Annotated in this window: 11 protein-coding genes and 1 pseudogene; 3 read left to right on the top strand and 9 right to left on the bottom strand. The window is 60.7% G+C overall.

The genetic code is table 11. The features are described 5' to 3' along the window. Positions 1–53: 53 nt before the first annotated feature. The 8 genes from istB to ACN9M1_RS27120 form a co-directional block, all read right to left on the bottom strand. Positions 54–839, bottom strand: a complete 786-nt coding sequence (istB, locus tag ACN9M1_RS27155) for an IS21-like element helper ATPase IstB (RefSeq protein ID WP_426394882.1) — start codon at positions 837–839, stop codon at positions 54–56. Then, entirely contained in the window at positions 829–2,355 is a 1,527-nt protein-coding gene (gene istA, locus ACN9M1_RS27150; RefSeq protein ID WP_012760797.1) for an IS21 family transposase, read from the bottom strand. Before istA ends, istB begins: the two co-directional genes overlap by 11 nt. A gap of 210 nt (positions 2,356–2,565) precedes the next feature. Beyond that, positions 2,566–2,937 (bottom strand): hypothetical protein, encoded by a 372-nt coding sequence (locus ACN9M1_RS27145; protein ID WP_426400819.1) that lies wholly within the window; start codon positions 2,935–2,937, stop codon positions 2,566–2,568. Continuing rightward, positions 2,934–3,500 (bottom strand): hypothetical protein, encoded by a 567-nt coding sequence (locus ACN9M1_RS27140; RefSeq protein WP_426400818.1) that lies wholly within the window; start codon positions 3,498–3,500, stop codon positions 2,934–2,936. The genes ACN9M1_RS27145 and ACN9M1_RS27140 overlap by 4 nt, the downstream gene beginning before the upstream one ends. Next, the gene (locus ACN9M1_RS27135) at positions 3,497–3,895 is read right to left on the bottom strand and encodes a roadblock/LC7 domain-containing protein (RefSeq protein ID WP_426400817.1); all 399 of its coding nucleotides are present in this window, start codon (positions 3,893–3,895) and stop codon (positions 3,497–3,499) included. Before ACN9M1_RS27135 ends, ACN9M1_RS27140 begins: the two co-directional genes overlap by 4 nt. A gap of 19 nt (positions 3,896–3,914) precedes the next feature. After that, positions 3,915–4,325, bottom strand: a complete 411-nt coding sequence (locus tag ACN9M1_RS27130; protein WP_426400816.1) for a hypothetical protein — start codon at positions 4,323–4,325, stop codon at positions 3,915–3,917. A 13-nt stretch (positions 4,326–4,338) separates the two neighbouring features. After that, positions 4,339–5,685, bottom strand: coding sequence for an ATP-binding cassette domain-containing protein (locus ACN9M1_RS27125; RefSeq protein ID WP_426400815.1), 1,347 nt, complete (start codon positions 5,683–5,685; stop codon positions 4,339–4,341). Beyond that, complete coding sequence (locus ACN9M1_RS27120) at positions 5,682–6,206, bottom strand: GTP-binding protein (RefSeq protein ID WP_426400814.1); 525 nt, start codon at positions 6,204–6,206, stop codon at positions 5,682–5,684. The genes ACN9M1_RS27125 and ACN9M1_RS27120 overlap by 4 nt, the downstream gene beginning before the upstream one ends. A 1,345-nt stretch (positions 6,207–7,551) precedes the next feature. On the opposite strand from ACN9M1_RS27120, the gene ACN9M1_RS27115 reads away from it, so the two are divergent. From ACN9M1_RS27115 to tnpC, 3 genes and pseudogenes are all read left to right on the top strand, one after another. Next, positions 7,552–9,102 (top strand): methyl-accepting chemotaxis protein, encoded by a 1,551-nt coding sequence (locus tag ACN9M1_RS27115; protein ID WP_426400813.1) that lies wholly within the window; start codon positions 7,552–7,554, stop codon positions 9,100–9,102. An 89-nt stretch (positions 9,103–9,191) separates the two neighbouring features. Continuing rightward, positions 9,192–9,488, top strand: coding sequence for a hypothetical protein (locus ACN9M1_RS27110; RefSeq protein WP_426400812.1), 297 nt, complete (start codon positions 9,192–9,194; stop codon positions 9,486–9,488). Positions 9,489–10,691: 1,203 nt separating this feature from the next. Next, positions 10,692–11,345: pseudogene (gene tnpC / locus ACN9M1_RS27105) on the top strand (IS66 family transposase); the annotation flags it as partial. 129 nt (positions 11,346–11,474) lie between these two features. On the opposite strand, the gene ACN9M1_RS27100 reads toward tnpC, so the two are convergent. Then, the gene (locus tag ACN9M1_RS27100) at positions 11,475–11,999 is read right to left on the bottom strand and encodes a hypothetical protein (RefSeq protein ID WP_426400811.1); all 525 of its coding nucleotides are present in this window, start codon (positions 11,997–11,999) and stop codon (positions 11,475–11,477) included. Positions 12,000–12,403 lie beyond the last annotated feature (404 nt).

The following is a 12,403-nucleotide window of genomic DNA, read 5'->3' as shown; positions in this document are numbered from 1 at the left end:
CACCGAATCCTGACCCAGGATTTGCATCGAAAACTGACCCACCCCAAAGGCTGTTAGGTGTCGCTTTGTGCGGGTTGTTTGGCGGTGCGTTTCTCCTTCTTGGGCTGGGTGGTGCTGTGCTTGAAACGATAGCTATCGTTGCCGGTTTCAACAATGTGGCAGTGGTGCGTGAGGCGATCCAATAGCGCGGTGGTCATCTTGGCGTCCCCGAAGACGCTGGACCATTCGCCGAAGCTCAGGTTGGTGGTGATGACGAGGCTGGTGCGCTCGTAGAGCTTGCTGATCAGGTGGAACAGCAATGCGCCGCCGGTCTGGCTGAACGGCAGATAGCCCAGCTCATCGAGGATCACCAGGTCGGCATACATGAGTCGCGTGGCCAGGTGTCCCGGCTTGCCTGAGACCTTCTCCAGTTCCAACGCGTTGACGAGCTCCACGGTCGAGAAGAAGCGCACTCGACGGTGATGGTGCTCCACGGCCTGCACGCCGATGGCGGTGCCGAGATGGGTCTTGCCCGTACCTGGGCCGCCGACCAGCACGATGTTGTGCGCCGACTCGAGGAACTCGCAGCGGTGAAGCTGCCGCACCAGCGCCTCGTTGGCCCCGCTGCAACTGAAGTCGAAGCCGGTCAGGTCTCGGTAGGCCGGGAAGCGCGCCACCTTCATCTGATAGGCCAGCGAGCGCACCTCGCGCTCGGTGAGCTCGGCCTTGAGCAGACGCGACAGGATGGCCACGGCCGACTGGTAGGCCGGCGAGTCCTGCGCCGCCAGGTCGCCCAGCGCTTGTGCCATGCCGTGCAGCTTCAACGACTTGAGCATCTCCAACATGACTTCATGCTGCATGATGCACCTCCCGATCTCGCAAGCTGTCGTAGCGGCCGACGTTGGCCTGCGGTTCGACGTGCAGCGCCAGTGCCTGTGGTGAGGTGATCGGTGCCACGGGCTCGCCTTCCAGGAGGCGGCTGAGGATGTTCAGGATGGTTTGCTTGGACGGGGCACCCGCCTCCAGTGCGAGCTCCACCGCAGTGAGTACGGCCTGTTCGTCGTGCAACAGCACCAGCGCCAGGATCTCGACCATCTCGCGATCGCCACCAGGGCGTTTGAGCAGTGTGGATTGCAGGCGTCGGAAGCCCTCTGGCAGTTCGGCGAACGGTGCGCCGTTACGCAGCGCACCGGGCTTACGCTGCAGCACCGCGAGGTAGTGGTGCCAGTCATAGATTGTGCGCCCCGGAAGATGGCTACGGTCGATGTGCCGCACGTGCTCGGCAATCACCTGGCCTTCGGCCACGAACACGAGCCGATTGGCATAGACGCGCAGACTGATGGGCCGGTTGGCAAACGACGCCGGTACGCTGTAGCGGTTGCGCTCGAAGGTCACCAGGCAGGTTGGTGAGACGCGCTTGGTGTGCTCCACAAAGCCATCGAACGGCTGCCCCACGGGCATCAGGTGTGGCCGCTCCAGCGACCAGGCCTCCCAGAGGGTCATGTCCAGCTCAGGATGGCGGGTCTGCTGCCACAGCCGTACGCACTGGTCGGCCAGCCAGTCATTAAGTGCCGCCAGAGAGCCGAATGCAGGGATGCGTTGCCAGATGCGGTGACGGCTGTCCTGCACGTTCTTCTCTATCTGCCCCTTCTCCCAGCCCGAGGCCGGGTTACAGAACTCGGCGTCGAACAGGTAGTGGCTGACCATGGTGCTGAAGCGCAAGTTGACGTCACGCAACTTGCCCAGGCGCACGCGATCCACGGCGGTCTTCATGTTGTCGTAGATGCCGCGACGCGGGATACCGCCCCAGGCCACAAAGGCGTGGTGATGGGCATCGAACAGCATCTCGTGGGTCTGCAGCAGATACGCGCGCAGGAAGAATGCGCGGCTGTGGCTGAGCTTGAACTGAGCCACTTGCAGCTTGGTGCGCTCGCCGGCGATGACCGCCCAGTCCTCGCTCCAGTCGAACTGGAAGGCCTCACCCTCTGCGAAGCGCAGTGGGATAAAGGTGCCTCGCCCCGACGTGCGGGCTTGCTCCTGTTGCTCCTGGCGCCAGCGGCGAGCGAATGCGGCAACGCGATCGTAGGAGCCGGTGAAGCCCAAGGCACACAGATCAGTGTGGATCTGCTTGAGTGTGCGCCGTTGCTTGCGTGGCTTGTTGGCCTCGGTCTTGAGCCAAGCGGAGAGCTTGGCGGCATGGCCGTCGAGCTTGCTCGGACTCTGCCGTGCAGGATAGGCCGGTGCCGTGGTGTCAGCGCGCAGATAGCGCCTGACCGTGTTCCTGGAGATGCCCAGGCGTCTGGCGATCTCGCGCAGCGGGATCTGGTCGCGAAGATGCCAGCGTCGAATGATGCTCAGTATGGCCACGTCGATCACTCCGATCTCCCGCTCGTTGCCGAGCGGGACAGTGTTCTATACGTGGGTCAACATTCGATGCAAAAACCTACCTCGGGTGGGTCAGGATTCGGTGCAAATCAACACGCAGGCCCTGCAGGCTTCCGCGCGCGGATCGAATCGTCGATGCATTGGGCCAACCCTTCGCAATAGGGATGCATCACCGAGTAAGCTGCGGGAAGAGAGGGCCAGTCACCGTGTTGTCGAAAGCATGGGTGCAAGTTGTTGGACCGCACGCTGCACCGCAAGCCGCAGCAGCCCGACCTGCTCCTCTGAGCCAGACCAGACCAACAGAAGATGATCATTGGGAAGGCGCGCCACGTACCAGACACCGGAATCGGCCCAGACCAAACCATCGTCGCAACGTGACGGTGTAAGAAACGACAGATGGTTGTCCACGCTTGTGGCCAGCCCCGCTGCGCAGGCAGCAGGCGCATCGCCATCAAAGGCGCCGGTCGACGCGAGGACCAGACCGTCGGGTGTCGCCACCGCAGCGCCCTTCAGGTGGGTACAGTGCGCAGCCAGTCCTTCAAAGACGTCGTGAATAGTGAGCGGCGGTATCACAGTCCGTTCTCCCCGCAATTCTGTTGGCCGTAGAACGACAGCAGGCGGCGCCCGAGGTGAAGCAGCGCCGGACTGCGACGGTCAATAGGCTCTGACGCAACGAGATCGACGCGGTGCAAACCAAACCGCAATGTGTGGGTCTGGAGTGCGCCGCCTCTTGTGCCGGCCGAGGCTGCCAACACCTCCTCTTCATAGCGCGTGCAGCTGACGCTAGCCATACAGAAACCGTCGTGGCTAGCCAGCACAAGCTTTTGGCCGGGGCGCCCCAGCTCCAACAGATCCGCCTGCAGCTGCGCCAAGCCTCCGGCGCGATAGACAGACGCCGACGGAGATTCAACATGTACAGCCAGACTTTCTGTCCGCACAAGCGCAAACAGGGCACGTGCAACTGCCGCCGAAGTTTGACCCACACGCCGCGCAAGTTCATGCACATCGGTGGCAACGGCGGCGTCCTGGACGAGCAAATGTTCAAACAGGGCGCGCTCTACGGAATGCCCTGGCTTGAGTAACCACGTCAGCACCCCGACCGGATGCGCGCGCAGCCAGGATGGCGGAGCACTCATGGCGTGTCAGCATCCACTTCGGCGAGCTGTCCCGCTGTCGCACGGGCATCAAGGATGAGCTTTCCAAGCTGCGCGCTAGGTTTGCCGGCGACGGCAAGGACGCCCAGGCTGCCTGCGTGGGTCAGTAGCATGGTGCCATTCTTTCCATCGAGAATGAGCTGGCGCAACTCCCCCCGTGCGGCTTCTTCGGCGGCCCTGGAAGCGAGCGTTAGGAGCGACGCGCACATCGCAGCAAAGCGGTCGGCATTCACGTCGTCCGACATCACGGAAGCGATCATAAGACCGTCCAATGACACGGCTGCACAGGCCTCGATATGTGCGGAGCTTGCAAGAAGATTTCTCAGAATGCTTCTTACGCGCCCCGCCCGCGCTGCTTCTCTCAGGGGATTTGTCATGCGGCCTTCACTTGCAGAATCAAAGCGCCGCTTCAATTTCCGGCATGCTCATGCGCGCCTTCGTCAGCACCATCCCAAGGTTGGCGCCCTTGCGGCACACGAATGCGGCCACTTGCAATTGGCGCTTGCTGCGCAAGAACACGTGGATGAGGTTCTCGCTGTTCACGATGATTTCCTGAAAATAATGATGGTCGGGGTTCTCTGGCAGACCACGAGCCTTGCGGAACGTACGTTCGATAGCCGACACATTGGGGCCTTGGAAGAGGTCTGCGGTCGCGGCGGCGAGCAGTTCAATCACTGCAGAGGGGTGGGAGTCCACCGTCTTGATGCTCAGCACCATACCGGACGACAGATCCACATAGCCCGCCGCCACGCAGTCGGGAATGTTGGTGACGGCTTTTTGCAGGGATGCGTCAAGTGTCGAGCTCATTATTCTTTCTCCATCAATGGGTTGGTAAAGCGAAAATAGGTACAGACATCCGCTGGGCGAATTCGACCAGGAAACCTTCTTGGAGGCTGGTTTGGACCATGCCCGGCCGAAGCCTCCGCACCTGTCGCAACACGCGCGACGCGTCAGGCGTGCGTGCCTGCATGCGGTCACGCCACAGCAGATAGGCGGCGAGCACCGTACCGGTGCGACCGAGACCCGCATGGCAATGCACCGCCACGGTGTGATCGTTGTGTACCCATGCGTCGATGTGCCCGCATAGGCGTTCGGCCTGCGAGAAGCTCGGCGCATTGCCATCGACAATCGGCTCAAATGCGGTGGTGAGCCCATACGCCAGCGCCGCCTCTTGATCGAAAGGCGTTTCGGTCAATGACAGCAGCATGGTGACGCCCGCATCTCGCAAGGCCTGAAGGTCGTGTGCCTGTGGATCGAATGCGCCCGGACGTGGCGTCCCTGCGAGCTGGCCGGGAAGTAACCACACGAAGCCCTCCGGGCCACGTCCAGTCACTGGGTTGGCAGGCCGATGTGGCAGTGTGCCAAGCCCCGGACCAGGGGGTTCTTCGCGTACGGCAGCCGGCCCTTGCTCAACTTCATCGCGCGCCTGCTCTGGGCACGAGCCGGTGCGGAGGAACTGGCGTGCCGCATTACTGTGAGGGGCATCAAAAAATGCGCGGCACGTATTGGCTTCATGCAGGCGGCCGCTGGCGATCAGCAGCACGTGATCGGCCAAGCGCTGCGTATGCTGCAGATGATGGGAAACCACCAGCAGCGGTCGGTCTTGCTTGATGCGGTCGAGCAGTGCCAGGACTTCGGCCGCGGCAGGGTCATCCAACTCAGCCGTAGGCTCATCGATCATGAGCAAGCGAGGGCGCGCCAGCGTTTGGCGCAAGATCGCCACCATGCGCTGCAGATGTGGCGGCAGCTCAATCACGCTGGTATCCAGCTCTCGGATGAGCACATCCAGGCCCAAAGCGACAAGCGTCTCGGCGAGGTACGTGGTCTGCTGGGAGCGGCTCAACATACTGCGCTCTGGCCACAAGCCCACCAGACTTTCCCGCACAGATTGCACAAGCAGGTACGGCTTCTGTTCGACAAGTGCGGGGCGGTGCGCCACCGACAAAGGCGCGCCGAAATAGAGCGCCTGTCCACCGATGGTGACTTGCGTATGGCGATCAAGACGGCCGCCAAGGCTGTGCAGCAGCGACGATTTTCCCGTACCGGATGGCCCGAGCAATACGGTGCATCCATCTGCCGGGACGGTCAGATTCAGGCCACGCAGGACACCCCCTCGCCCGAATGCCAGATCGAAATCACGCAGCTCCAGCGCTGCTGTCGCTGTCATCGTTTCAGCGACGGTGTTGCCGCCTCTCTCGGATAGCGCTCTTCCATCTCGAGCAAGGCCGTCACGGTGATCAACAACATGCGCAAATGCGCCGCGCTGCGAGCGTCGAGCCGGAGTACGGGCGCGTTGCCATCAAAGAAACGAAGCGGATGCTGGCTCAACCAGCACTGATAGGGCTCGATCGATGTGTCCGGCGCTTCGTCCACGTGGGTTACGCCGACGACAAGCGGAACGGTGCGGCCAGCCAGCCGCGCTTCAAGCGCGTCCACATAGAACGCCAGATCTGCAATGGGTTTCGGGTTGCGGTGGTTCAGAAGCAGTACCACCGCATGGCTCTGCTGCAGCAGAATGTCCCACATGAAATCAAATCGGGATTGACCAGGAGCTCCATAAAGCCGCAGTTTGTCGCGCTCGCCAAGATGGACCGTACCAATGTCCATGGCGACGGTCGTCTGGGGCTTGATTTGCTGGGTCTCGTCCGTCGCCTGCACGTCGGTATCCACCACCGCGATCTCCGACACGCTTCGGATTGCCTGCGTCTTGCCAGACCCTACCGGTCCGAAGAATAGTACGCCTCGTTCCAATTCAGCTCACCTGCCAGATACGTTGGTCAAGCGGCTCCACAGCCGAGTAATGAAACGCGGAGCGGCGAGCGGCATATCGTCTGACCCTAATTCAGGTGCGTGGTGCGGTTGCCCCAACGCAACGGCACTCCGTGGCTCCGAGGTCACGGGCTCCGCCACATACGCGGGCATACGGATGCAGGCGTGCGCTGTCAGTTGCTCCAATGCCGCAAAGACCTCCCCTTGCGGAATGTCGAGAATCAACGGAATCAACGATGCAACGGTCGGCTTGCGATTGACCAGCGCACAGATGCGTGCAACCACTGGCGCCTGCTGCGCGGGCATACCGACCAAATCCGGCCAAGCGTGCAAATGCACGCGCCGATAGCGAAACTCCCACCCCACGGTTTCCCCCGCCCTGTTCTTTTTTTCCCCCTTGCGAACGGGCCTCGTAAGCCAATTTCTGCAAGGTCAATACCCAACCAACTCGAATTCATAGGACGTGCCGCGCGCAAACTGCAGCCGACGACCACGACGGGCCCGGCAGACATGCATTGGCCACTACTCACGTTCTTCTAAGTACTGCGGGGCTAAGTATGCTGAAGGTGTCCTTAGTCTGGGCAGGGCTCGCCGCGATTCTGAGAATTGTTGAGAAAAAAGACGTCTCCGGTTGACCTGTGCGTCACAACTTCGTCTCACCTGCGTGAGCTTGGCTTCATTCAGGCACGCAAATCCAAGTGTGGCGCACATTTGCACGCACTGAGAGGTTCCCCATCGTCGCCGGATGGGCCGCAACGTGCTGTCAGCCACACCTCCAATATTCACTCTTCCTCAAATCAACAATCTCTGACTTCAGGGTTGCCGCATTGAGGCCGATTGCTTGAGAAAGCGGCGCCCTTATCCGGCAGTCGCGCAGCCTGCATCCACACACTCCAAGAGAGCGTGCCGCTCGATGCACAGGCCCAGGAAAATCAAAAAAAGATGCCGACCACTTAACGGGGAGATTGACTATGGACACGCATCCGCAGTCCGCTCACGTGAAGCCACGCATGCGCCCAACTATGCGCGCGGAACGTTTCGCTAGCGCCTCAAAGCTCAAGGCGGTGCACGACCCTGTCGCGCAAACACCGTCACCCTCGGCCACGGCAGCCGAATAGCGTCTCCGGATACAAACGCGCTTACGCGCGGAGTCGCTCCATTGCCTGGACTTGTAGCAGGCATCCGAGGCGCGTACGCCATTGCCGGCCACCCTTCGGCCCTTTTTCAACGTCCCCAACTTGGGTACCGCGCCCAACATAAAGCCATGCGCAACAACCAGCCCATTACGCAGCGTGAATACGAATTCCCGGCCAACGCCACCCTGATGTCGACGACCGACGCGCAAAGCTACATTACCTACGCAAACGCCGCGTTCATTCAGGTCAGCGGCTTTGACAGCGATGAAATCATGGGACAGCCGCACAATCTCGTGCGGCATCCGGACATGCCCACGCAAGCGTTCGCTGACATGTGGTCCACACTGAAGGCGGGTCGCTCGTGGACTGCACTGGTGAAGAACCGCCGCAAGAACGGAGATCACTACTGGGTACGGGCCAACGCCACTCCGGTGATGCGCAATGGCGCATTGGTCGGCTATATGTCGGTGCGCACCAAGCCGACTTGCGATGAAGTCGCCACGACTGAGGCGCTCTATCGCGACTTCCGCGAGAACAAGGCGGGCAGCCGGCGGTTTCACCAGGGGCTCATCATCCGTACCGGCTTGCTTGCCTGGATGTCGCTCCTGCAAACAATGCCGGTCCGCTGGCGCATCCGCACGGGTGTATTTGCGATGCTCGCCTTGTGTGGCATCGCCGGATTCGCGTTCGGTCTGCGCGATTCGATGCTGGGTAGATTCTGCACGTGCGCGGCTGGGGCCGCCGTACTTGCAACGCTGTGGCTGGAAACCCAGATTGCGCGCCCGCTTCAGAGAGTGCTTGATCAGTCGCTGGCTGTGGCCGCTGGGCAGGCCGGCGAAAACGTCCACCTCAATCGGGTCGACGAGATCGGCATGATCCTGCGGGCGGTCAACCAGGCGGGTCTGAATCTGCGCTCTTTGGTTGACGACGTGAGCGAGCAACTCGCCGGCCTTTCAGCAGCCAGCGAGAACATTGCGACCGGCAACAGCGATCTCAGCGCCCGCAGCGAGCAAGCCGCAGCAAGCCTTGAAGAGACCGCCGCATCGATCGAGCAAATGACAGCAACCGTCAAGAACAATGCCGACACCGCGCAGCAGGCGAGCCAACTCGCCAGTGCCGCCAGCGAAGCTGCCGGCGCTGGCGGATCGGTGGTGGGCGAGGTCATCGGCACAATGGGTGCCATCACTACCTCAAGCCAGAAAATCCGCGAGATCATCAGCGTGATCGACGGTATCGCTTTCCAGACGAACATCCTCGCACTCAATGCGGCTGTTGAGGCGGCGCGCGCCGGAGAACATGGCCGTGGCTTTGCGGTGGTGGCCGGCGAAGTGCGTTCGCTTGCCCAGCGCAGCGCAAATGCAGCCAAGGAAATCGCCACACTGATCAACGATAGCGTGGCGAAGATTCAGGGAGGCAGCGAACTGGTCAACAGAGCCGGCACGGTCATGCACAACATCGTCGAGCAGGTGTCCCGGGTCACGGGCCTCATCGGCGAGATCAGCTCCGCCACACAAGAGCAAGCGAACGGTATCGGCCAAATCAACGCGGCAGTCGCGCAGTTGGACGAAACCACGCAACAGAATGCGGCGTTGGTGCAGCAGTCCGGCAATACTGCAGCTGGACTAGATCAGCGCACGCGTCGGCTGATCGAAGCCGTCGCCGTCTACAAGGCATCTTGAGCACGTAACTGCATTTGGCGGGCGGGGGTCAACGCACAACGGTCGACCTCCCCCCCTGACGCCCCAGCCATTCTTCCTTCAAAAGCACCATGCCAACACAAGAACAAAACGCTGGCACACTTGACGCGGAAACTTACAAACGAATGATCGCTTCAAATGCTGAAGCGATCTCCCGCTTTGGTGGGCGATTGGCCGTCCTGTACAAGTTTACGACTGCAGTTATGTCGCAACTGGATCCTGTACAGCGAATGGAAATCGCAAAGCGGCTGCGTGCAGGCGTCGACGACGTCCTATCCCTCACCGACGACATTGCCCTGCCCAACGAGTATCACAATGCCCTATTGGAGCAGACCAATATCCTGTTGAACGCACTCGAAGCCCAGTGAACCGAGCCGCAGTAAAGGTCCTTCAGTGGAGACCAACAAACACGGTGGGGACGCCAATCCGCCCATCAGAAGCAATCACTGGACTGTGAGCTCGCCAGCCATCTTCATGAAACCAAAACGCATCCAACATACCAAGCCCTGCCCCTTGCCGGATTTAGCGTCTCCGCGAGCTATACTCCATTACCTCTTCGATTTTCGTAAGACCCGCGCAAAACGTGTTCCCCCTCCCCCTGCAACGGTAGTTGCACCACAGGGGCGTAGCTGGCAGACACTCCCGTTGTGGCCGTGCAGGCATTCGCAGCGCAGTAACCCATTCCTGCATCCGGCGCACGCCGCCGATCGTCCTGGCGCAACCGAAACCTTGTTCGATGCGCTTACGCCTTCGCGGTGAGATGGCGTACCCCTCTCAGCAATCGCGCCCGTACTGCGGAACATGCGGTATGACTCAATCTCAACACCCCCTCGAAGAACCACCTCCGGGTAGTCCAAGATTTCAACACGCATGGGCAAAGAACGGTCCGGGAGCCAAGGTCGATCTTAGTACTTTGTCAGCATCCAACCCGATGAGACTTGCTCATATCGACGAAGGATCGTCTGGCCAAAAGACATTCAGGGGCACGACAGCGCTGATATCGAACCCCTCCTGCCCATCGTACACGCGCGAGCCACCGTCGAGCGTCCTCGCTACCCATGCTCTCAGACGAGAACATCTCTCGGCCCGCTCCGCTAGCGACAATCGGAGATAGGTCACCACCATTGCCGAAGATAGGTGAAAGGACAGTGAATTCACCTCTTTGCTTCCAACGCCGTCGCCAACCAGCCACCAGGCGTGAACGTCCAATGCGGGTTGACACTCCTCAACAAGTCGCAATACCGCGTTCTGGGGCAACGCACCAAGAATCGCCGTGCGGAGTTCGCCGAGACCTGTGCAGCGAACGGCGTCGAGTTCTTGCTCGTGCATGCTCTCCCCTTCCGACTCAGTGCACCAACACACGCTTGTTTCTGCAGGGTAATGTTTGGGCTGTGCAAGCATCTGTCCTTCGGTGCGAATCCGAGCCTATCTTGACCAAGCCGATGAGGGCAGTCGTGCTCGTCACACTTCGGTCCCTCGACGACAACCCGAACGTCTATGCCGGCGGTCACCGGTCATTGCAACGAAGCGGATGGATTACCCAAACGCTGCCGACCGGAGTGAACATCAATATCCGATCAGACGCGGCCCTGATGACCGATGGTTATGCGCCGTATGACGACATCGCCCACCGTTACGAACTCGTGCACCTCGGGTGTTGGGCACACGCACGGCGCTACCTGATTGAGGCTGAAGAGGCGTTGCCAAAGGCCAAGCGCGCCGAGCATCCCGTTGCCGGGTTCATCGAGCGCATTGGCAAGCTGTTCGCCGTCGAGGTCCAGACCAAGGACATGACAGCACAGCAGCGGCAGCAGGTCCGTGCCGAGCGAAGCCGGCCGGTGCTGGGCGAGCTTGAGGGGTTGCTCCTGCAACACCTGCATACCGTGCTGCCGCAAAGCCTGTTCGGCAAGGCCTTGCACTACCTGCATGGGCAGTGGCCCAAACTGACCCGTTACGTCGAGAACGGCGCCCGGCCGATCTCGAACAACCCGTGCGAGAACGCCAGCCGGCCGTTCGTCGTCGGGCGCCGCAATTGGCTGTTCTGCGATACCGTGGCGGGCGCCAACGCCTCAGCCAACCTGTACTCACTGGTGGAGACAGCCAAAGCCAACGGCGTCGATCCGTACCGGTATCTCGTTGCTGCGCTCAAGCTCCTGCCAAAAGCGCGGACCGCTGACGACTACGAGGCCTTGCTGCCTTGGAAAGTGATGCCGTCGCAATCCTAGCTCGCGCTGTCCGAGTCCTCACGGGCACCTGCAGAAGACCGCTCGCTTCTTTTCGATATCACCCCGACAACTTCGCAGGCCTAGGTGCCGTGAACGTCCGGCATATAGGCAGGCGACTCAACAACTTCTTTAACCACGCAAATGGCGCATGATGAATTCGTCGTGGGAAGGGTAAGCGTCGTCCTCGGAATCGGACTGCACCTCTCTTAGCAGCTGCCCGGCTTGCTTTGTTGATACATCGTGACCGGCCCTCTGCATTTCTTCGCGAAAGACCTTTGCATTGGCGCCCGCGGGGCTACGCTTCGAACCAAGCACGTGCGCGGGGGGAATCGAGTTGCTGGTGCGCAGCGCGGGCCCCTCAGAATAGGGGTCCTGCTCCAGATGAACGTTGTTTGCAACGCCAATCGTGCGCACAAGCGCCGGCTGGTCGGGGTCAGCATACATTGCGAAGTCTTTCGCCATCTGACGGCTGCTTGATAAGTAGTGGTGTTCGCTTGATGCGGTAACCCCACCACTACTGAATCGCATCATGAAATTGCCGCCGCCGCCCTCAGTCGCTCCGTCGGTTTTGCGATCCCTCTGGAAGCCGTTTTTGCGAATCGATGGCACGTGCTCGCGCTTTGTTCCGTGATATAGCGTGCTGTCTTCGTACACGCGCCTAGCAAGCGGGACCAAACCTCTCAAAGCCGCGTCAGGACGGGATCCCCGTGAAGACGGGGCTTGATTGTTCCGCGTTTCAACATCCGATTCATATCCACCGGACCCATAGGTGGCGGGAGCGTGCGCCCCGCTAGTTTTACCGATGCAGCCGCCCATAGCGATTTGAGATTTGGTTAAGAAAGGGCTCAATTGTTAGCTCGTTCCAGGGATGGTATGGCATGAGAGTGGCGCTACCGTTCCGAATTGCATGAGGGCGGCAAGCCTATCCTGCAGTTGGTTGGTAAGACACAATTGGCCAACAAGTCGCCCATCCTCCACACCCCCATTCCCGGGGGCTTGCGGACACAGTCCTCTTACCCCCCTTCTTAATGACTAGAGCGTCGATTCTCGGACGCTTA

Origin of the sequence: Ralstonia sp. R-29 (genome assembly GCF_049913345.1) — a bacterium.
In the GTDB taxonomy this organism is placed as follows: Bacteria; Pseudomonadota; Gammaproteobacteria; order Burkholderiales; family Burkholderiaceae; genus Ralstonia.
This window is presented reverse-complemented; position numbering and strand designations above follow the sequence as displayed.

Coding starts and splice junctions, on each gene's coding strand:
- istB (WP_426394882.1), bottom strand. CDS start 839: ATGCAGCATGAAGTCATGTTGGAGATGCTCAAGTCGTTGAAGCTGCAC.
- ACN9M1_RS27140 (WP_426400818.1), bottom strand. CDS start 3,500: ATGAGTGCTCCGCCATCCTGGCTGCGCGCGCATCCGGTCGGGGTGCTG.
- ACN9M1_RS27135 (WP_426400817.1), bottom strand. CDS start 3,895: ATGACAAATCCCCTGAGAGAAGCAGCGCGGGCGGGGCGCGTAAGAAGC.
- ACN9M1_RS27130 (WP_426400816.1), bottom strand. CDS start 4,325: ATGAGCTCGACACTTGACGCATCCCTGCAAAAAGCCGTCACCAACATT.
- ACN9M1_RS27125 (WP_426400815.1), bottom strand. CDS start 5,685: ATGACAGCGACAGCAGCGCTGGAGCTGCGTGATTTCGATCTGGCATTC.
- ACN9M1_RS27115 (WP_426400813.1), top strand. CDS start 7,552: ATGCGCAACAACCAGCCCATTACGCAGCGTGAATACGAATTCCCGGCC.
- ACN9M1_RS27110 (WP_426400812.1), top strand. CDS start 9,192: ATGCCAACACAAGAACAAAACGCTGGCACACTTGACGCGGAAACTTAC.